Annotated in this window: 20 protein-coding genes; 14 read left to right on the top strand and 6 right to left on the bottom strand. The window is 71.4% G+C overall.

Going from position 1 to position 18,255, the window contains the following annotated elements:
• Positions 1-10: 10 nt before the first annotated feature.
• A complete protein-coding gene (locus IE307_RS36710; RefSeq protein ID WP_191304059.1) occupies positions 11-652 on the top strand; it encodes a thiaminase II/PqqC family protein in 642 nt (213 codons plus the stop codon).
• Positions 653-688: 36 nt separating this feature from the next.
• Here IE307_RS36710 and IE307_RS36705 read toward each other — a convergent pair whose 3' ends face one another.
• Positions 689-2,179 (bottom strand): chitinase, encoded by a 1,491-nt coding sequence (locus IE307_RS36705; protein ID WP_191304058.1) that lies wholly within the window; start codon positions 2,177-2,179, stop codon positions 689-691.
• Between the two features lie 94 nt (positions 2,180-2,273).
• Between IE307_RS36705 and IE307_RS36700 the strand changes: the two genes are divergently transcribed.
• On the top strand, positions 2,274-3,038 hold the full coding sequence (locus tag IE307_RS36700) for an alpha/beta fold hydrolase (protein WP_191304057.1): 765 nt from the start codon (positions 2,274-2,276) through the stop codon (positions 3,036-3,038).
• Here the strand turns inward: IE307_RS36700 and IE307_RS36695 are convergent.
• A complete protein-coding gene (locus tag IE307_RS36695) occupies positions 3,028-3,858 on the bottom strand; it encodes an oxygenase MpaB family protein (RefSeq protein ID WP_191304056.1) in 831 nt (276 codons plus the stop codon). The two genes, IE307_RS36700 and IE307_RS36695, sit on opposite strands and share 11 nt — an antisense overlap.
• Positions 3,859-3,915: 57 nt before the next feature.
• Entirely contained in the window at positions 3,916-4,734 is an 819-nt protein-coding gene (locus IE307_RS36690; protein WP_229905444.1) for an ankyrin repeat domain-containing protein, read from the bottom strand.
• A gap of 57 nt (positions 4,735-4,791) precedes the next feature.
• Here IE307_RS36690 and IE307_RS36685 point away from each other — a divergent pair, with 57 nt between their 5' ends.
• A complete protein-coding gene (locus tag IE307_RS36685; RefSeq protein ID WP_191304055.1) occupies positions 4,792-5,658 on the top strand; it encodes a DUF4231 domain-containing protein in 867 nt (288 codons plus the stop codon).
• Positions 5,659-5,840: 182 nt separating this feature from the next.
• On the opposite strand, the gene IE307_RS36680 is transcribed toward IE307_RS36685, so the two are convergent.
• Positions 5,841-6,227 carry a hypothetical protein gene (locus tag IE307_RS36680; RefSeq protein WP_191304054.1) on the bottom strand — a complete coding sequence of 129 codons (387 nt, stop codon included), beginning with the start codon at positions 6,225-6,227 and terminating at the stop codon, positions 5,841-5,843.
• 30 nt (positions 6,228-6,257) lie between these two features.
• Between IE307_RS36680 and IE307_RS36675 the strand changes: the two genes are divergently transcribed.
• Genes IE307_RS36675 through IE307_RS36630 form a run of 10 tightly spaced genes read left to right on the top strand, consistent with a single transcriptional unit; the run spans position 6,258 to position 15,526 of the window.
• The gene (locus IE307_RS36675) at positions 6,258-6,803 is read left to right on the top strand and encodes a helix-turn-helix domain-containing protein (RefSeq protein ID WP_191304053.1); all 546 of its coding nucleotides are present in this window, start codon (positions 6,258-6,260) and stop codon (positions 6,801-6,803) included.
• 27 nt (positions 6,804-6,830) lie between these two features.
• Positions 6,831-7,910 (top strand): NAD(P)/FAD-dependent oxidoreductase, encoded by a 1,080-nt coding sequence (locus IE307_RS36670; RefSeq protein ID WP_191304052.1) that lies wholly within the window; start codon positions 6,831-6,833, stop codon positions 7,908-7,910.
• Entirely contained in the window at positions 7,907-8,089 is a 183-nt protein-coding gene (locus IE307_RS47530) for a 2Fe-2S iron-sulfur cluster-binding protein (RefSeq protein ID WP_191304051.1), read from the top strand. The genes IE307_RS36670 and IE307_RS47530 overlap by 4 nt, the downstream gene beginning before the upstream one ends.
• A complete protein-coding gene (locus IE307_RS36660; RefSeq protein ID WP_191304050.1) occupies positions 8,086-9,276 on the top strand; it encodes an NAD(P)/FAD-dependent oxidoreductase in 1,191 nt (396 codons plus the stop codon). Before IE307_RS47530 ends, IE307_RS36660 begins: the two co-directional genes overlap by 4 nt.
• Positions 9,273-10,166: a dihydrodipicolinate synthase family protein gene (locus IE307_RS36655; protein WP_191304049.1), complete on the top strand. Its 894-nt coding sequence runs from the start codon at positions 9,273-9,275 to the stop codon at positions 10,164-10,166. The genes IE307_RS36660 and IE307_RS36655 overlap by 4 nt, the downstream gene beginning before the upstream one ends.
• Positions 10,163-11,155 carry a proline racemase family protein gene (locus IE307_RS36650; RefSeq protein ID WP_191304048.1) on the top strand — a complete coding sequence of 331 codons (993 nt, stop codon included), beginning with the start codon at positions 10,163-10,165 and terminating at the stop codon, positions 11,153-11,155. Before IE307_RS36655 ends, IE307_RS36650 begins: the two co-directional genes overlap by 4 nt.
• Before the next feature lie 59 nt (positions 11,156-11,214).
• Entirely contained in the window at positions 11,215-11,853 is a 639-nt protein-coding gene (locus IE307_RS36645; protein WP_191304047.1) for a VOC family protein, read from the top strand.
• A gap of 39 nt (positions 11,854-11,892) precedes the next feature.
• Positions 11,893-14,337, top strand: a complete 2,445-nt coding sequence (locus IE307_RS36640) for an ABC transporter permease (RefSeq protein ID WP_191304046.1) — start codon at positions 11,893-11,895, stop codon at positions 14,335-14,337.
• A gap of 35 nt (positions 14,338-14,372) precedes the next feature.
• Positions 14,373-14,933, top strand: a complete 561-nt coding sequence (locus IE307_RS36635; protein WP_229905443.1) for an ABC transporter ATP-binding protein — start codon at positions 14,373-14,375, stop codon at positions 14,931-14,933.
• On the top strand, positions 14,909-15,526 hold the full coding sequence (locus IE307_RS36630) for an ATP-binding cassette domain-containing protein (protein ID WP_229905442.1): 618 nt from the start codon (positions 14,909-14,911) through the stop codon (positions 15,524-15,526). The genes IE307_RS36635 and IE307_RS36630 overlap by 25 nt, the downstream gene beginning before the upstream one ends.
• Before the next feature lie 49 nt (positions 15,527-15,575).
• On the opposite strand, the gene IE307_RS36625 is transcribed toward IE307_RS36630, so the two are convergent.
• Positions 15,576-16,022, bottom strand: a complete 447-nt coding sequence (locus IE307_RS36625; RefSeq protein WP_089911942.1) for an Lrp/AsnC family transcriptional regulator — start codon at positions 16,020-16,022, stop codon at positions 15,576-15,578.
• On the bottom strand, positions 16,019-17,140 hold the full coding sequence (locus tag IE307_RS36620; protein WP_191304044.1) for a M24 family metallopeptidase: 1,122 nt from the start codon (positions 17,138-17,140) through the stop codon (positions 16,019-16,021). Before IE307_RS36620 ends, IE307_RS36625 begins: the two co-directional genes overlap by 4 nt.
• A gap of 28 nt (positions 17,141-17,168) precedes the next feature.
• Between IE307_RS36620 and IE307_RS36615 the strand changes: the two genes are divergently transcribed.
• On the top strand, positions 17,169-18,113 hold the full coding sequence (locus IE307_RS36615; RefSeq protein WP_191304043.1) for a 5'-3' exonuclease: 945 nt from the start codon (positions 17,169-17,171) through the stop codon (positions 18,111-18,113).
• Positions 18,114-18,255: the final 142 nt, after the last annotated feature.

Below are 18,255 nucleotides of genomic sequence, written 5' to 3'. Positions count from 1 at the left end.
AATCCAGCCCATGAACGCAAAAGAGCTGGTCACGCGCATCCGGACCGAACTGCACCCCGGTGACCACGACAACCTCGTGGTGAAGCTCATCGAAACGGGGGAAGCTCCGCGCGCCGTGATCCAGACGTTCGCCGCTGAAGAGAACCACATCGTGTCGTCGGACTGGCGAACATTCCTGGCGCTGGCGGCGAAGGCGGAGGAGCCGAACGCGCGGGCGTTCTTCACGCTGCTCGCGGGCGGCGAGGAGCTCGTCCACCCGATGTTGCGGCCGCTGGCGGAGGCCGCGGGCATGTCCGCCGACAAGTTCGAGCGCTACGAGCCGTTCCCGGGATGCCAGGCCTATCCCGCGTTCCAGGCGTGGATGGCGCTCAACGGTGAGCCGGCGGACGTGATCCTCGCGATCCTGGCGAACTTCACCGCGTGGGGCGGTTACTGCGCGCGGATGGCCAAGGGGCTGCGCGAGCACTACGGGTTCGACGACGAGGCGTGCGCGTTCGTCGACTTCTTCGCCACACCAGCACCCCAACTCGAGGAGCGCGCGGTAGCCGCGATCCAGGCCTCGCTCGACGCGGGCTGGCAGCCGAAGCACGCGTGGCGCTACGGCCGTCTGCTGCAGGCCTACGAACTGCAGTTCTGGTCCACACTGGCGTGAGGCGCGGGGCGGCACCGAAGTGCCGCCCCACACCACCTATCGGGGCAGATAGGCCCGGTGGGCCTTGGAGAACTCGTAGTTGTTGAACTTGTCCCAGTTGATCGACCACGTCATGAGCCCGCGCAGGTTCGGGTACACGCCGCGGGGCTTGTAGCTGCCGCACCGCGTGCCCTTGGTCAGGCAGTCCAAAGCGATCTGGACGTCCGCCACCGACGTGAAGCCGTTGCCCGCATACATCGCGGCGGGCAGACCGAACGCGACCTGTTCCTGCTTCAACGGTGCGAAGAACTTCGACGCGTCACCGCGCACCGGGAACCCGGCGAGCAGCATGTCGGTCATGGCCACGTGGAAGTCCGCGCCGCCCATGTTGTGGTACTGGTTGTCCAGCCCCATCACGGGTCCGGAGTTGTAGTCCTGCACGTGCAGCAACGTCAGGTCGTTGCGCATGGCCTCGATCACCGGCAGGTACGCGCCGGTGCGCGAGTCGCCGCCGCCCGCGCCACCGTAGAACTGGTAACCGACCTGCACGAAGAACGTCTCCGGCGCCATGGTGAGCACGAAGTTGGCTCCGTAGCGCGCCTTCAGCGAGCGCAGCGCCGAGATCAGGTTCACGACCACGGGCGTGGTCGGGTTCTTGAAGTCGACGTCACCGGCGTTCAGCGACAGCGAGTGGCCCTCGAAGTCGACGTCGAGCCCGTTCAGGCCGTACTTGTCGATGATGGCGCCGACCGACCGCACGAACGCGTCGCGCGCGGCCGTGGTCTCCAGCCGGACCTGGCCGTTCTGGCCGCCGATGGAGATGTTGACCTTCTTGCCCTTGGCCTGCTGGGCCCGGATGCCGGCGATGAACTCGGCCTCGGACTCGACGTTCGGGCACTCCGCGACCGGGCACTGGGCGAACCGCAGGTCACCGCTCGTGGCACTGGTCGGCTCGGCGAACGAGAGGTTGATGACGTCCCACTCGTCCGGCACGTCCTTCATGCGGATGTAGCCGGAGCCGTTGGCGAAGCTCGCGTGCAGGTAGCCGACGAGCACCTTGCGCGGCAACTGGCCCGTGGGCGGCTGACCGGTCGTGGTGGTGGTGGTGGTGGTCGTCGTAGTGGTGGTGGTCGAAGTGGTCGAAGACGTCGTCGGACCCGTACCACCGGTGCACGCGCCGCCGTTGATCGTGCAGTTCGACGGGTCGGCGGTGCCGGCGGCGTTGAAGCCGAACGACACGCTGGCGCCGGGCGCGACCGAGCCGTTGTACTCCCGGTTGACGAAGGTGTTGTGGTTGCCGCTCTTGGTGAGCAGCGAGTCCCAGTAGGCACCGACGGTGGTCGAGGCCGGGTAGTCGAACTCGACCTTCCAGGAGCTGATCGCCGCGCTGGTCTCGTTCTTGATCGTCACCGTCGCGGTGTAGCCGGTGCTCCAGGCCTGCTTGGAGAACGTCGCCGTGACTCCGGCGGCACTGGCGGGGGCGAGGCTCACGATCACGGTGCCGAGCACCAGTGCGGCCACCGCGGATATTCGAGCGAACAACAGCATGGGTTCCATCCCTCACGCGTTGGCGGCCGGCAGGGGGTCACCCCGAATTGGACTAGACCATCTATCGTGAAGTCAAGGTTCTAGACTCACGCCCGTGCCCCACGCTCGTGCCACCGACGGAACCAGGCTCTTCTACTCGGTCGAGGGCTCGGGACCGCCGCTGCTGCTCATCGCGGGTCAGTCGAACTCGTCCCGCTGGTGGTCACAGGTCCGCGAGGACTTCTCCGCGCACTTCACGACGATCGTCACCGACCACCGCGGAACCGGTTCCAGCGACAAGCCGGACGCCCCGTACAGCACGCGGATGTTCGCGTCGGACTCCGTCGCGGTCCTGGCCGACGCCGGTGTCGGGAAGGCCCACGTCTACGGCACGTCGATGGGCGGCCGCATCGCGCAGTGGATCGCAGCCGAGCACGGCGACCACGTCGACCGGCTGGTGCTCGGCTGCACGTCCCCCGGCGGACAGCACTCGATCGAACGAAGCAAGGAAGTCCGCAAGTCGCTCGCGCAGGTCGAACCGATGAAGGCGCGCAGGGCGTTGGAAGAACTGATGTACACACCGGCCTACCGCGGCCCGTACAACACACTCGGCGACCCGCAGATGCCGCCCTACGCGCGCAAGCGCCACCTCTTCGCGAGCGCCGAGCACGACGCGTGGGACGCGCTGCCGTCCATCACCGCGCCGACCCTCGTGGTGCACGGAACCGAGGACATCTTCAACCCCACGGCCAACGCTCCCCTGATCACCGAACGCATCCCCGGCGCGCGCATGCACCTCGTCGAAGGCGCACGACACGGCTACTTCGAGGAGTTCCGCTCCGAAGCGTCGCCTCTGGTCGTGGACTTCCTCAGTTCGTGACCCACCGAAGGCCGCGCATCAACGCGTGACCCGCGAACCGCACGCCCGTCGCCTCCGCGATCGGCAGGTACGGCAACCGGAGCGGTACGCGCGCCCACACGGGCAACGTCCCGACGGCCGTGGCGCTCAACACCGCGTACGGCCCCCGCGCCAGCACCGGCAGCGGCGCCTTGACCAGCAGGAACCGCGCCGCTTCCCGCGCCTCGGCCGTGCCCTTCAGCTCGGGCCGGTAGGACTGCAGCTTCGCTTCGAGCTCGGCCGTCGTGCGCGGCGGGTCCGGAATGCCCATGGCGTCGGCGATGACGGCCATGTCCGCGACGTACCCGTCGTAGTCGTCGAGCGGCTCCTCGCCGTAACGCTGGTGGCACCGCAGGAAGCTGTCGACCTCGGCCACGTGCACCCACGCCAGCAGGTGCGGGTCGTCGGCCCGGTACTGCCGCCCGTCCGGCGCGGTGCCGTGGATGTGCGCGTGAACCCGCCCGAGCCGTTCCACGGTCTTGAGCGCGTCCTCGGCGGTCCCGTACGTCGTCGTGCCGACGAACAGGCTCGTGCGCTGCAACCGGCCCCACGGATCGGTCAGGTAGTCGGAGTGCTGCGCGACCGCCGCCATCGCCAGCGGGTGCAGCGACTGCAGCAGCAACGCCCGCAGCCCGCCGATGAACATGGCGTGATCAGCGTGGACGTGCCGGATCGGCCTGTCGTCGGCGAACAGGCGAGGGCCGGGCGAGTCGTGGATCCGGCGGGCGTGTCTCTCCCGCTCCGGACCCGCGACCTTCTCGAAGAGTCCCTCGCTCAGCTGCCGCCGCAGTGCCTCCAGCATCACCCCATCATGCGCGCCGGTCGCTGAGAGCGGCACCGCGTCGGGGCAGGGAACCGCTCAGCCGTTCACGACGTGGCCGGGAAGGCGCAGCCACAGGTCGGGTGCGGTGAACGCACGTGCGTCCGTCGGCCGCAACCCCGCGAACGCGAGGCAGTACGCCACCGGTTCGTCCTGGTGGAGGTGCGCCAGCAGGACGTCCGCCGCGTTGTCCTCCAGGTCGACGCCCCCGCCGGTGTTCAGGTCCGACGCCTCGCAGTCGCCGTCGCGCCAGATCTCCCCGTGGTTGCCGCCCTTGGGATTGGCGTACATGCCGAACGCGACGGTGCCCGCCGACAGTCGTCCGCCCACCCGCACCGCCGTGTAGCCCTTGGGCTGCATCACCACGCAGCCGCCGGGCACGGTCGTCACGCCGACCACGGCGAGGTCCGCGTCCCAGGTCCACACCTGCTCGGTCACCTCGACGGGTTCGGCCTCCAGCCTCCGCGCGGCCGTCTCCGCGTCCACGCCGGCGACGCAGGCCAGGCTGTAGCCGTCGTCGCGGGGTATTCCGCCGAGTGCTGCCACGAGCCGGTCGCGTTCCTCGACGGCGGCGCGTTCCTCGGACGTGAGCACCTCCGTCGTCGGCAGCGGGTGGCCGGTGACGAGGCTCAGCCTGGCCGGTGACCAGCCGAACATCATCGGGCGCGCCGGATCCGCGCCCGCGGCGAGCAGGACCTGAACGTTCTCGTGACGGCCCGCGTGCACGGCGCGCCACAACGCCGTGCGCTCCTCGTCCATCGCGTCGACGTCGTCCACCTCGGCGATCAGCGAGGCGACTTCCCGCGGCGACTTGAACTCCGCCGCCCAGTGCAACTCCTCCAGCGCGTCTTCCCCCATGGGTCGAGGCTAGCGCGGACACTCGCCACAAGATCACCACCGTGGTAGTCACAGCGGATGGACGACACGCACCTGCCCGGCTTCTACCACGACGCGGAGGCCGTCTCCCGGCGCGGACAGCGCCTCACGCTGCTGTTCAGCCGCGTCCGACTGATCGGCGCGGTGGTCGCGGCACTGGGCGGTGCGTTCAAGTGGCAGGTCGGCGGCGGCGTCGACGTCTGGGCGTGGGTGGCGCTGGCCGGGTTCCTCACCGCGTTGTTCGGCGAGCTCCTGCTGTGGGTGATGCACCCGGAGCTGAAGTGGAACGCGGGCCGCACGGTCGCGGAACGGGTCAAGTCGCTGGCGTGGCGCTACGCCGTGGCGGGCGATCCGTTCCACGGCGCCTCGCAGGACCCGCGCGCGGACCTGGACCTCGCCATCGCCGACGCGGTGAAGGAGCATCGCAGGGAGGTGATGCTCACGAGCGCGAACGAGCCGGGCGAGCGGGTGATGGCGGAGTTGCGCGCCAAGCCGTTCACCGAGCGGAGGAACGCGTACCGCGAGACGCGCGTGCGGCCGCAGCTGCGGTGGTATCGGGAGAGGGCGGCGATGAACGAAACGCGGGCGACCGTCTTCCGCGTCCTGATGATCGTCGGGGAGCTCGTCGCGATCGTCTTCGCCACGCTGCGGATCAACGGCGTCTGGGACGTCGACCTGTCCGGGGTGATGGCCGCGGCCGTCGCCGGTGGCGCGGCCTGGATCGGGTTGCGGCAGTACGAGAACCTCAGGGTCACCTACGCGGCGGCGGCCGGGGAGCTCGCGGACGTCCACCAGCGGCTCCCCCACGTGCGCGAGAGCGACTGGGCCGTCGTGGTCGCCGAGACCGAGGCCGTGATCGGCAAGGAGCACACCGCCTGGCTCGCGTCGCGGCCGAGCGCGACCTGACCAGGCCCTGTCCTGCAGGTCCGTTCGATGGGAGTCGCGGTCGAGAGTCACGGAGGTGGTGCCGCTGCGGCGCCCTCATACCGGGCGTGTTCGGGCGTTGCGGCGGTGCCGCCTCCGTGGCCCTCGGCCGCGACTGTCGCGGACGAGACCCGCAGGACAGGGCCTGGGGCGGTGGCGTCCCGTCAGCCGAGGGCCTCGACGACCTTGGTGACCATCGCCCGTTCCGCCACGGCCACCTCGCCGTCCGCACCGGCGACCGAGCGGCACATCTCCGTCACGGCGGCGCGGAAGATCGCGACGTCGCGCGGTTCGTGGGCGTTGATGATCGCCACCGAGTCGCGCAGCGCCGTGAGGACTCCCGACTCCACATCGGACGTCGAGCCCTTCGGCAGCGAGGGCGGGGCGGAGGAGATGATGGCGCGCAGGTCGTCCGTGAGCAGGGTGATGGCCCTGATGCCGGCGTGGCTCTCCTCGTCGACCGAGCCGGGGTCCGCAGTGGACACCAGCACCATGGCACCGAAAACGGCTGTGCGGAGGGTCTGCCCCTCCGCCTCCGTGTACGCAGTCATGGGCGCAAGCCTATGCAACGATCAGTGGTTATGAGTGCGGGTCAGGTGCTTGGCGCCAACATCAGGGCGTTCCGGGAGCGGCGCGGGCTGTCGCTGTCGGAGCTCGCGCGGCGGTCGTCCATCGCCAAGGGCACGCTGTCGCAGCTGGAGAGCGGCACGGGCAACCCGACGATCGAGACCGTGTTCAGTTTGTCGAACGCTTTGGACGTGCCCGTGTCGGAACTGGTGACCGAGCGGACGCCCCCGGACGTCGTGCTGGTGCGGGCCCGCGACGTCGAGGTGCTCAGCAGCGCCGCCGTCGACCTGCGGCTGATGCGCCGGATGGACATCGGCGACACCGTGCTGGAGATCTACGACCAGCGCGTGCGGCCGGGAGGGGTCCAGACCAGCGAAGGTCATCCCGGCAGGGAGCACGTGCTGGTCACGAGCGGCGAGCTGCGCGTGGGTCCGGTGGACGAGCCCTACGTGCTCGGACCGGGCGACTACGTCTGCTTCCCCGGCTCGACGCCCCACCTCTACGAGACCGTCGGCGGCGAGGTCAGCTCGGTACTGGTGCTGGAGTACCCGAAGCACTAACGTTCATTCTATTGAACGGAGGTGGCGATGAACCCGGACGTCGTGGTCATGGGCGCGGGCATCATCGGGGCCGCGTGCGCCCAGGCCCTGCGGGCGCGCGGCCTCGGTGTGGTCGTCGTCGACCGCCGCGGACCGGCGTCGGGCACCAGCGCGGCCGGTGAGGGCAACGTCCTCGTCAGCGACAAGGAACCCGGCCCGGAGCTCGACCTCGCCCTGGCGAGTCGCGCCCTGTGGCCGGAGCTGGCAGAAGACGCCGAATGGGAGGAGAAGGGCGGACTGGTCGTCGCCACCGCTCCCGGTGCCGTCGTCCCGCTGCAGGCCTTCGCGGCCGCCCAGCGCACCGCCGGTGTCGACGCCTGCGAGATCAGCGCGGCGGACGCGCTGGCCCACGAGCCGCACCTCAACCCGGAGATCACCGCCGCCGTCCACTACCTGCAGGACGCCCAGCTCAACCCGGTCAAGGCCACCCGGACCCTGTTGCGCGGCATCGAGGTCCGCCGCGCCGAGGTGTCCACGGCGGACGGCAGGAGCGTGACCACCACCGACGGCGTGATCAGCTGCGGCGCGGTCGTCAACGCCACCGGGCCGTGGGCGCGGACCTTCGGCGTGAACGTGCTCCCCCGCCGCGGCGTGGTGCTCGTGACCACCCCGATCCCCGGCACGATCCGGCACAAGGTCTACGACGCGGACTACGTCGGCGCGGTCGCGAGCGGCGACGCCGACCTGCAGACCTCCGGCGTGGTCGAGTCGACGCAGGCAGGCACGGTCCTGATCGGATCGAGCCGCCAGCGCAAGGGCTTCGACGAGACGATCGAGAGCAAGGTGCTCAAAGCGCTGGCGCTGCGAGCGATCGCGATGTTCCCGATGCTGGCGAGCGTGCCGGTCATGCGCGCGTACGGCGGGTTCCGCCCGTATGCCCCGGACCACCTGCCGATCATCGGCGAGGACCCGCGCACGCCCGGTCTGTGGCACGCCACCGGCCACGAGGGCGCGGGCGTCGGCCTCGCCCCGGCCACCGGGCGCCTGCTCGCCGACCTGCTCACGGGCGGCACCCCGCTCGTGGACCCCCACCCGTTCCGGGTCGACCGGCCGGAGGTGATGGTGTGAAGGTGACGTTCAACGGCCTGCAACGAGAAGTCGCGCACGTGGCGGAGTTGTTGCCGGGCAGGTACTTCTGCGGCATCGGCGTGTGCTTCGGCTGCGTCGCGGAGATCAACGGCGTGCCCGAGGTCCGCGCGTGCCGCCACCCGCTGCGCGACGGCGACGTGATCAGGACGACGCCGTGAGGGTCGTCGTGGTGGGCGCGGGCCCCGCCGGGATGGCCGCCGCCCGGACCGCCGCCGACGCGGGCGCCGAGGTCGTGATGGTCGACTCGGAACCCGACGCCGGCGGTCAGTACCTGCGCGGCAGGGCCAAGTTCAGCCACCCCGGCGTCACGCACCTCAAGAACACCGAGGCCTGGATGGTCGAAGGGGACGTGCTGCACCTCCGCGGTCCCGCCGTGCTGCGGTTCGACGCGCTGGTCGTCGCCACCGGCGCCTACGACCGCCCGCTGCCCTTCCCCGGCTGGGACGGCCCCGGCGTGATCACCGCGGGCGCCGCGCAGGCGCTCGCCAAGCAGGGGATCACGCTGGCCGGACGCGTCATCGTCAGCGGCACCGGCCCGTTCCTGCTGCCCGTCGCCACCGCGCTGCAGGACCTCGGCGCCACGCTCGTCGGCGTCTACGAGGCCTCCTCCCCCGCCCGATGGCTGCGCGAGGCCAGGGCGGTCGCCGCCAACCGGCACAAGATCGGCGAGCTCGCGGGTTACCGGAAGGTGCTGCCGCGCCTGGAGACCCGCACCGCCGTCATCGGCAAGCACGGCGACCGGGTGACCGTCGCGAAACTCGACAGCCAGTGGCGCCCGGTCAGTCACCGCACCGAGCACGCCGACCTGGTCTGCGTCGGTTACGGCTTCCTGCCCCGCACCGACCTTCTGCCGAGCGCCAGTCGCACCGACGACTTCCTCGACGTCGACGAGCACCAGCGGACATCGGTCGAGCACGTCTACGCGGCCGGCGAGGTCACCGGCATCGGCGGTGCGGACCTGGCCGAGGCCGAGGGCGTCGTCGCCGGAGCCGCCGCGGCCGGGCACAAACCGCCCGCGAATGCCCTGGAGGCCGTACGCAGGGGCCGTCTGTTCGCCGGGGCGCTGGCCAGGGCGCACGCCGTCCAGCCCGGCTGGAAGTCGTGGCCGCACCAGGACACCACTGTGTGCCGGTGCGAGAAGGTCCGCCTCGAAGACCTCAGCGACGCCACGAGCATGCGCGAGCTGAAGCTCACCAGCCGCGTCGCGCTGGGCCGGTGCCAGGGCCGCATCTGCGCCCGCAACGCCGCCGAACTGACCGGCGTCCCGTTCGACGGGCAACGCCGCGTGATCGCGATCCCGATCCCCCTTGGCGAACTGGCCGACCTCCCGGAGGAGAAGTCATGACCGAACGGCTCGACGGCGTCATCGTCGCCACCGCACTGCCCTACGCCGAAGACCCGTCGGCACCCGCCGGTCTCCGTCCCGACCTGGAGAAGTTCGCCGAGCACTGCCGCTGGGTCGTCGACAGCGGCTGCCGCGGCGTCGGCCCGAACGGCTCGCTGGGCGAGTACTCGTCGCTGACCGACGCGGAACGCCGCGAGGTCGCGCAAACGGCCATCGCCGCGGTCAAGGGCAAGGGGATCGCCGTCATCGGCGTGCACGGCGTGGGCGCGCACCAGGCCCGCCACTGGGCCGAACTGGCCGCCGAGGACGGCGCCGACGGTGTGCTGTGCCTGCCGCCGACGATGTACCGGGCCAACCGCGGCGAGGTCGTGCACCACTTCCGCGAGGTCGCGAAGGCCGGGCTGCCGATCATGGTCTACAACAACCCGATCGACACCAAGGTCGACCTCACGCCGGACCTGCTCGCCGAGATCGGCCAGATCGAGAACGTGGTGGCGGTCAAGGAGTTCTCCGGCGACGTCCGGCGCGTGCTGGAGATCCGCGCGGCCGTCCCGCACCTCACCGTCGTGGCGGGTGCGGACGACGTCGTGCTGGAGAGCCTGCTGATGGGCGCGACGGGCTGGTTCGCGGGCTACCCCAACGTGTTCCCCGCCGAGAGCGTCGAGCTGTTCACCCTCGCGCTGGCAGGCAAGCTGGACGAAGCTCGCGCGTTGTACGAGAAGCTCGTGCCGGCGTTCCGCTGGGACTCGCGCACCGAGTTCGTGCAGGCCATCAAGCGCTCGATGGACTACGTCGGCCGCTACGGCGGTCCCTGCCGTCCCCCGCGCGGCCCGCTGAGCGCGGAGCAGCTCGCCCAGGTCGACGCGGACATGAAGCTGGCGACCTCATGAGGTTCGCCAAGTACTTCAGCGCCGTCGACTCGCACACCGAGGGCATGCCGACGCGGGTGATCACGGGCGGCGTCGGCGTGATCCCCGGCGAGACCATGGCCGAGAAGCGGCTGAACTTCATCAAGAACCACGACCACATCCGCAGGCTCCTGGTGAACGAACCGCGCGGCCACGCGGCGATGAGCGGCGCGATCCTCCAGCCGCCGACCCGGCAGGACGCGGACTGGGGCGTGCTCTTCATCGAGGTCTCCGGCCTGCTGCCGATGTGCGGGCACGGCACGATCGGCGTCGCGACGGTGCTGGTCGAGACCGGCATGGTCGAGGTGGTGGAGCCCGTCACGACGGTGCGGCTCGACACCCCCGCCGGGCTGGTGCTGGCCGACTATGACACCCGCACGAAGCTCGTGACGATCCGCAACGTCCCGGCGTACGCGCACGAACTCGACGCCGTCGTCACCGTGCCCGGACTCGGTGAGGTCCGCTACGACATGGCGTACGGCGGGAACTTCTACGCCATCGTGCCGCTCGCCGATCTGGGAATCCCGTTCGACAGGGCCGAGAAGGACAGGATCCTGGCGGCCGGACTGTCCATCATGGACGGCATCAACGCGGTCAACCGCCCGGTGCACCCGGTGGACGCGGCGATCAGCGGGTGCAAGCACGTCCAGTTCACCGCCCCCGGCCAGGACGGCGCTCATTCGCGCAACGCGATGGCGATCCACCCCGGCTGGTTCGACCGGTCACCGTGCGGCACGGGCACCTGCGCCCGGATGGCCCAGCTGCACGCCCGCGGTGAGCTCGGCATCGGCGAGGACTACGTCAACGAGTCGTTCATCGGCACCAGGTTCATCGGCCGCCTGCTGGAGGAGGTCCCCCTCGGCGACCGCACGGCCGTGGTGCCCACTGTGGCCGGTCGCGCGTGGATCACCGGCATGGGCCAGTACCTCCTGGACGAGACCGACCCGTTCCCGGAGGGATTCGTGCTCTAGCGGCGGCCGGGGACTGACGGGCCGGCGAACTGGGTAGGTATGCGCTGGGAGGTGGGCTGATGATCAACACTGAGTACGTGCCGGGAGCGCCGGCCTGGATCGACCTGGGCACCTCGGACGAGGCCAAGGCTGCGGAGTTCTACAGCGGCGTGCTCGGCTGGGAGTACCGGCCGCTCGACACGCCCGGCACCGGCGTGTTCACCTGCGGCGGCCGGACGGTCGCCGGTCAGGTGGCCTCGCAGTCCGGCTCGTGGACCGTCCACTTCGCCGGCACCGGGCCCGAGGTCCGGCTGACCGACCCGCAGGGCGGGGAGTTCGGGGTGTGGCAGGGGCCCGCCGGGCTCGAGGTGGTGTCGGCGCCGGGATCGCTGACGTGGCTCGAGCTCCACTCCCCCGCGCCCAGCGCCTCGGCGGCGTTCTACCGCTCGCTGTTCTCCTGGGAGATCGAGATCGTCGAGGGGGCGCCGGGCCAGTTCCTGCGACCGGCGGGTACGGGGCAGGGCAGGCTGTTCGGCTCGATCGTCGCGGACGCGCAGGCGTTCTGGCTGCCGTACTTCGAGGTGACCGACGTGGACCAGGCCGCGGCCTCGGCGCCGGTGCTCCTCGCACCCCACGACCTGGACGGGGTCGGGCGGATCGCGGTCCTCGTGGATCCGTTCGGAGCGCGGTTCGGCGTCATGCGTTCCGTTACCTCCTGAAAGCTCCCCAAACCGGGGACGGCCGGTTAGCGTGCGCAGGTGCAGTTGCCGTGGAGAGCCGCGCCCGGTGCGGCGCTGTCGAGTCCGCTCACGTTGCTGGTGAGCATCGCGACGACGTTGCTGCTGGGCTTCGTCGTGGCCGCGGCCGCGCTGCACTCCTCCGCCGCGGGCAGCGCCGCGCTCGCCTACCAGCAGAGCCGCATGTGCCCCCATTCCGTGCACCCGTCGCTGGACGGCGACGGGCTCGCTCTGCCCGCGGCCGTCTCGATGGCGGCGCGCAGCGACGTCGGCGGGGTCTACACGCGGATCGGCCGGCCTGATTTCAACGGCATCGCCACCTACGGGCGGTTCGGCCACCGGCCGGACGCGCCGGCGCACCTGAGCGTGCTTCAAGGCGGCGGCACGGGCCTGTGGGTGCCGCAGACGATCGCGACGGCCGCGAAGGTGCGGGTCGGCGACCGGCTGACCGGGTCGCCGCTGGTGGTGACCGCGATCTACGCCGACCTCGCGCAGCCCGTGTCCGGGTGGTGGTGTTCCGAGGCGAAGACCGTGGTGCCGAACCCGCTGGGCGGGGACGGCGCCAGCACGTCGGTGATCTGGGTGGCCTCGCCGTCGGACCTCTCCGCGCTCCCGCCGGAGTTCTCCTCCGGCGCCACGGTGTCGCTGCGGTTCCCGACCGAGCCGCCGGCGACGCTCGCCGAGGCCGAGGCGCTGCGGGACGGGGGCAACGCGCGGCTGGCGTCGCTCGGGCTGCCGCTGACGCGGACGGACCTGCTGTCCGGTACCGTCGCGGCGGCGCGGACCTCGGAGCGCAACGTCTCGTCCGCCCTGCTGCCGTTGGTGATCATCAGCGTGCTGGTCGGGCTCGCGGGCGTGGGCACCGTGACCGTGCAGTGGGCGCAACGGCGGCACTCGGAGCTGCGGCTGCTGTGGGTGCGCGGGGCCAGTCCGCTGGCGCTGGGCTTCCGCGGTGTGCTGGAGCTGGGGTTGCCGCTGGTGCTGGGCGGCCTGCTCGGTCTGGTGGCCGCGCGGCTGCTGCTGCCGTTGTACGCGCCGGGGGTCGTGCTGGCCTCCGGAACGTTGTGGGTGGCGCTGGGTTTCGTGCTGGCCGTGGTGGTGCTGAGCCTGGCGGTGACCGTGCTGGTGGCGTCCTGGCGGGCGCACCGGACGTTCCAGAAGCGGGCACGGGCGCGACGGCTCGCGTGGGTGCCGTGGGAACTGATCGTCGCCGGGCTGGCCGTGCTGGCGTGGTTCCGCCTGTCCCACAACGGATTGGGCACCGCGCTGAAGGCCGGAACGCTGCCGCGCGTCGACGTGGCCGCGCTGGCGTTCCCGCTGCTGGTGGTGCTGACGGCGGCGTTGCTCGCGACCCGTCTGCTTCGCTGGTCGCTCGGGTGGTCGCACCGCGTGCAGTGGTGGCAGGTCCCGGCCGCGCAGCTGGCCTTGCGGCGCCTGGCCGCGGCCGCCGGTCCCGTGACGGGCGTGCTGCTCGTGGGCGTCCTGGCCGTCGGCACGATCGCCGTCGGCAGCGCGGTGGCGGGCGCGCAGCAGTCGGCGCTGGACTCGAAGTCGGGCGTGTTCGTCGGCGCCAACAGCACCGTGCAGGTGTCGCAGGACGTCGCGCTCGGCCGGATCGCGCTGCCCTCCTCGTTGCAGGGCAGCACGACTCTCGTCGGCATGAGCACGGGCGCGCTGGTCGTGGACCCCGCGACGTTCACCGACGCGGCCGTCCTGGACGACGCTCCTTCGGTGCGTGCGCTGCTCTCCGGTCTGCGACGGACCGGAGAGATCGCGCCCGCCGTGCGCATCGGCCGTTCGTCGAACCAGGAGATCCAGGTCCCCGGCCTGCCGCTGCTGAGGCCCGTGGCGTCGCTGCCGTCGTTCCCCAAGCTCGGCACCCGCGGATACGTGGTGAGCCGCGAGTCCGTGCCGGCCGTGGAACAGGTCGGCTCGTGGCACCTGTGGTCGTCACTCCCGTTGGCCGCCCTGACCTCCACGCTGCAGGCGGAGGGCATCCACTACACGAACGTCGCCGACCGCGCCCGCGTCCTCGACGGCCTGCCGTTCCTGACCGTCGAGTGGACCTTCGGCTTCGTCGCGGCCATCGGCGTCGTCCTGGCCGTGGTCGCCGCGGTGGCGCTGCTGCTGGCCGTCGAGGTCCGCCGCCGCCAGAACGCCGTCTCCGGCGCGCTGTCGACCCGCATGGGCATGCGCCCGTCCGTGCTGTGGTCGAGCCACCTGATGGAAGTGGGCGCCCTGGCCTCGCTGGCGATGGGAATCGGCCTGGTGGCGTCGTTCATGAGCGCGGGGGCGGCCGTCCCGCGGCTGGACCCCGCGCCCTGGCTCAACCCGGCGCCGATGCTGCCGAACCTGGTGCCGTTGCTCGGTTCGATGCTCATCTGCGGCGCTCTCGTGGTAGTTGTGGCGGCCTGGCTCGCGTTGCGCGGTATCAGGACCGCGCGGATGGGAGAACTGCTCAGGTGATCCGCGCTTGTGGCGTAGGGGTGTCCTACGGTTCCGTGCGCGCCGTCAAGGACGTGTCGCTGTCGATCGCACCCGGCCTCACCGTCCTGTCAGGCCCGTCCGGTTCCGGCAAGTCGACGCTGCTGCGCGTGCTCTCGCTGGTCGAACGCCCGTCCCTGGGCGAGGTGTTCGTCCGCGACGTGCCGACCTCCTCGCTGTCGTGGTCGGAGCTGCGCACGCTGCGGCGCAGGGAGATCGCCGTCGTCTTCCAGAACCCGGGCGACAACCTGATCGCGCACCTGACCGTCGGCGAGAACCTCCGCGCGGCCGGCGCCTCCGACCTCGCGCTGCTCGACCGGCTCGGACTGGGTGGGTCCGCCGCCTGGCGGATCGGCGCCCTGTCGGGCGGGCAGCAGCAGCGTCTGGCGTTCGCGTGCGCGCTGGCGCGCGGTGCTTCCGTCGTGGTGGCCGACGAACCGACCTCGCAGCTCGACGCGCGTTCCGCCGACCTCGTGCTGGAGACACTGGAGTCGCTGCCGGTGCCGGCCGTGGTGGCGTCGCACGATCCGCGGCTCGTGTCGCTGGCGGACCTGTGCATCCCGCTGGCCGCGTCGTGATCCGGGCCGCCGGGGTGCACCGGGCGTTCGGCGGGGTGTCCGTGCTGCGCGGGGTGGACCTCGCGGTGGGCGCCGGAGAGCTGGTGACCCTGAGCGGGCCGTCCGGGTCCGGGAAGACCGCGTTGCTGTCGTTGTTGTGCGGGTTCGACTTCCCGGACAGCGGGTCCGTGTCGCCGGGGCGGGCCTCCTGGTCCGCCTGCGCCGTTCTGCCCCAGTCGCTCGGGCTGGCGTCCGAGTTGACGCTGGAGGAGAACGTCGCCCTGCCGTTGCGGCTGGCCGGGCGCGAGGTGGCCGGGGTGCCGGAGTTGCTGGCGGAACTGGGGATCGCCGGGCTCGGGCGCCGGTATCCGGGCGAGGTGTCGTTCGGGCAGCAGCAGCGGGCGGCTCTGGCGCGGGCCGTGGTGGCCGGGCCCGCCGCGTTGCTGGCCGACGAGCCCACCGCGCACCTGGACGCCGTCAGCGCGGTGGCCGCCGTCGGTGTGCTGCGGCGGGTCGCCGACGAAGGGGCCGCCGTGCTGATCGCCACGCACCACGACGCCGTGCACGAGGTGGCCGACCGGGTGCTGGTGCTGGCGGACGGGCAGGTCCGCTGACAGATCGTTGCTGCGGCGGGTCGTCCCCACCGCAGCACACCTCGTTCCGTCAGACCGCGGGCGGCCGGTCCTCGTACGGCGTGGACAGCACGACCGTCGTCCGCGTCGACACGTTGGCCGACTCCCGGATCTTCTGCAGGAGCTCCTCCAGCGCGACCGGCGAGGAGACGCGGACGCGCAGGACGTAGGAGGCGTCGCCCGCCACCGAGTAGCAGGCCTCGATCTCCGGGAGGTGTTCGAGGCGCTTCGGGTAGTCGTCCGGTTCGGACGGGTTGATCGGGAACAGCGAGATGAACGCGGACATCGGCAGGCCGATCTCCGCGCCGTCCAGGCGGGCCGCGTACCCCTTCACGATGCCGCGCTGCTCGAGGCGCTTCACCCGTTGGTGCACGGCCGAGACGGACAGGCCCACGCGCTCGGCGAGGTCGGTGAAGCTGCACCGGCCGTCCGAGGCGAGTTCCTTCAGTATCGCTCTGTCGATCTGCTCGAGGGTCAAAGCACCACCAGGTCGTGAGGTCGGTTGTTGAAGGACTCGACGCCGTCCGGGGTGGCCACCACGATGTCCTCGATGCGCGCGCCCCAGCGGCCGGGCAGGTAGATGCCGGGCTCCACGCTGAAGGCCATGCCGGCCTCGAGCGGCAGGGAGTTGCCGCTGACGATGTAGGGCTCCTCGTGCACGTCCAGGCCGATGCCGTGACCGGTGCGGTGGACGAAGTACTCGCCGAAGCCCGCGTCGGTGATCACCTCGCGCGCGACGGCGTCGATCTCCTCGCACGTCACCCCGGGCTTGACGGCCTCGACGGCCGCCTGCTGCGCCGCCTGCAGGACCGCGTAGGTGTCCCGGACGTCGTCGTAAGTGGGCTCGCCCATCACGTAGGTGCGGGTCGAGTCGGAGTTGTAGCCCTCGGCGACCGGGCCGCCGATGTCGATGACGACGACCTCCCCCGCCTGCACCACGCGGTCGGAGTCGCGGTGGTGCGGGGACGCGCCGTTCGGGCCGGAGCCGACGATCACGAAGTCGGCGACGGTGTGGCCTTCCTCGACGATCGCCTCGGCGATGTCCTTCGCCACCTCGCGCTCGGTGCGGCCCACGCGCAGGAACTCGCCCATGCGGGCGTGCACGCGGTCGATCGCGGCACCTGCCTTGCGCAGGGCGTCGATCTCGGCGGCGTCCTTGCGCATGCGCAGCTCGCGGATGATCGGCCCGGCCAGCGACTGCGCGCCGCCGATCGCCTGGCCGAGCTTGATGGTGTGCAGGGCGGGCATCATGTCCGCGACGGCGGTGCGGTCGCCCTTCAGCGCGGCCTTGACCAGCGCGTACGGGTCCTCGCCGTCGACCCACGTGACGACCTCGACGCCCAGCTCGTCGGTCGGGATCCCCGCGTACCCCGGCTGCTCCAGCTTCGGCACGACCAGCGTCGGCGTGCCGCCCACGGGCAGCGCGAGGCAGGTGAGGCGCTCGAACGAGTCGCCACCGGCACCGATCAGGTACCGCAGGTCCGAACCGGGCGAGATGAGGAGGGCGTCGACGCCCGCCCGCTCGGCGGCGGCGGAAGCGCGGTCGAGCCGCGCACGCAGCGCGGACACGTCGATGGGCCCGGTGATCGTTGCCATGGTCGAAAGCCTAGTAGCTTGTCCACTCGTGAGCTCTCCCCTGGTGCTGCTCGACTCCGCGAGCCTCTACTTCCGGTCGTACTACGCGCTGCCGGACTCGATGACCGCGCCCGACGGCACGCCGGTCAACGCGGTGCGCGGGTTCGTCGACACGATCGCCCGCGTCATCACCGAACGCGGCGCGGCCCGCCTGGTCGCCTGCCTCGACGCCGACTGGCGCCCCGAGTTCCGCGTGAAGGCGCTGCCGTCCTACAAGGCGCACCGGGTCGCGGAGAGCGCGACCGACGGGTCCGAGGAGGTCCCGGACACGCTGACGCCGCAGATCCCGATCATCCTCGACGTGCTCGACGCCGCCGGCATCTGCACCGGCGAGGCGGCGGGCTACGAGGCCGACGACGTGATCGGCGCGCTCGCCCACCGCGAGAAGAAGTCCCCCGTCGAGGTGGTCACCGGCGACCGCGACATGTTCCAGGTCGTGCGCCACGAGCCCACGCCCGTGCACGTCGTCTACGTCGGCCGCGGCTGGAACAAGGCGGAGGTCCTCGGCCCCGAGGAGCTGGCGGCCAAGTACTCCCTGCCCGTCGAGAACGCGGGTTCGGCGTACGCCGACATGTCCGTCATGCGCGGCGACCCCTCCGACGGCCTGCCGGGCGTCGCGGGCATCGGCGAGAAGACCGCGGCGAAGCTCATCACCGAGTTCGGCTCGCTCGACGCCGTGCTCAAGGCCGTGACCGACCCGATGGACCGCAAGCTCAGCACCAAGGCCCGCAACGCCCTCATCGCGGCCGAGGACTACCTGGCGGTGGCGCCCCTGGTCGTCCGCACCGCGCTCGACGCCCCCGTCGTGCTGGACCGCTCCGACGACGTGCCGCGCGAGCCCGCCGACCCCGAGCGGCTGCGCGAGCTCACGCAGCGCTGGGGCCTCGGCAGTTCGGTACCGCGCCTGGTGAACGCGATGGAGCGGCGCGCCTAGCGCCTGTCCTGCGAGTCTCGTCGGGCGACAGCGACAGGCGAGGGCCCGCGTCTCTCACCTGACGAACTTGCCGGACAGGCCCTAGCTTGAGTTTTAACCTCTGAGCGGCTGGGTGAGACCCTGGTTGATCATGAGTGAAGCC

This window comes from Lentzea cavernae, from assembly GCF_014653695.1.
In the GTDB taxonomy this organism is placed as follows: Bacteria; Actinomycetota; Actinomycetes; order Mycobacteriales; family Pseudonocardiaceae; genus Lentzea; species Lentzea cavernae.
This window is presented reverse-complemented; position numbering and strand designations above follow the sequence as displayed.